This window comes from Streptomyces katrae (genome assembly GCF_000966975.1).
In the GTDB taxonomy this organism is placed as follows: Bacteria; Actinomycetota; Actinomycetes; order Streptomycetales; family Streptomycetaceae; genus Streptomyces; species Streptomyces katrae.
The window spans coordinates 1-1,293 of the sequence record NZ_JZWV01000460.1 but is presented as its reverse complement, the minus strand read 5'-3'; the positions used below and the strand labels follow the sequence as shown (position 1 = coordinate 1,293).

The following is a 1,293-nucleotide window of genomic DNA, read 5'->3' as shown; positions in this document are numbered from 1 at the left end:
TCGCGGCAACCGGCCGGCGCCACCCGACGACCTCCCGGAGCAGCCGACATGACCACCGCCGTTCCCCCTGACGCACGGCGCCGCGCGCTGCTGCGGACCGCCCGCGACGTGGCGGAGGACCTGGCCGCGGACGCCATAGCCCGCGACCAGGCGGGCGAGCCGCCGGGCGACGAGGCGGCCCGGCTGCGCGAGGCCGGCCTGCCGGCGGCCCTCACCCCGCCCCGGCCGGGCCGCGGGGCGGACTGGCGGACCGGATGCGCCGTCATACGGGAGATCTCCGCGGCGGACAGCTCGATCGGCGAGCTGCTCGCCCGGCACTACGTGCACACGTGGAGCGGGCGCTTCTACGCCGACGACCAGCAGGCCGCCGCCCTCGAGGAGGAGTCGGTCCGCGGCCAGTGGCTGTGGGCCGGCGCGGTGAACCCGCCCGCGGCGCACGAGGACGCCGGCCGGCCGGACCTGAGGCTGAGGCCGCGGACCACGGGCTACGTACTGGACGGACACCGCCCCCTGGACACGGCGGTGGCCGCCGCCGACCAGATCGTGGTGGACGCCGTGTGCACCGTGACGGGTGACGTCCTGGTCGTGCGGATCCCGCCCGGGGCGCGCGGGCTGGGCCTCGAACCGGCCCGCGACCGGCTCGGCCAGCGCGTCGCCGGCGCGGGCGAGGCCGTCTTCGACCGCGTCACCGTCACGCCCGGGCAGGTGCTGGGCCGCCGGCCGCGCGACGAGGAGTCGGCCGCCCCCTTCACGGCGCTCGCCGAGCCGGCGCTCCGGCTCGCCCTCTGTCACGTCGGCCTCGGCATCGCCGAGGGCGCCCTGGTGGAGGCGCGCGACCTCAGCAGGAGCGGCCGGGCCCGCCGGCTGCCCGGTGAGGACCCGGACCTCTTCCTGACGTACGGGGAGCTGGCCTCCGCCGCCCAGACGGCCACGGCCGTGGTCGACCGGGCGACGGAGGTGATGGGGCAGGCCCTCGACGCCGGTGCGCGGCTCGACGCGGAGGAGGCGGCGGGGGTCGCCGCCCTCGTCGCGACGGCCGAGACGGTCACCTCGAAGGCCGCGCTGCACGTCACCGCGCGGGTGCTGGAATTCGCCGACGCCCCGGGCCTGGACCGGTTCTGGCGAAACGCCCGCGTCCTGACGTCCCAGCGCCCGGTCGCGCACCGGCTGCGCTCCATCGGTGAGCACTACCTCAACGGCTCCCACCGCGCGGTGGCCGCGGCCTTCCGCTGACGCGGGGCTCCCCGCGGGCGGCGGATCCGCGGCCGCTCCGGCGGCCGCCGGGAGCGGGGC

At 78.7% G+C, this 1,293-nt stretch carries 1 protein-coding gene; it reads left to right on the top strand.

All coding sequences use genetic code 11. The features are described 5' to 3' along the window. Positions 1-1,233 (top strand): acyl-CoA dehydrogenase family protein (locus VR44_RS17255; protein WP_211275081.1); only part of this gene is annotated, 1,233 nt, incomplete at its 5' end. Positions 1,234-1,293: the final 60 nt, after the last annotated feature.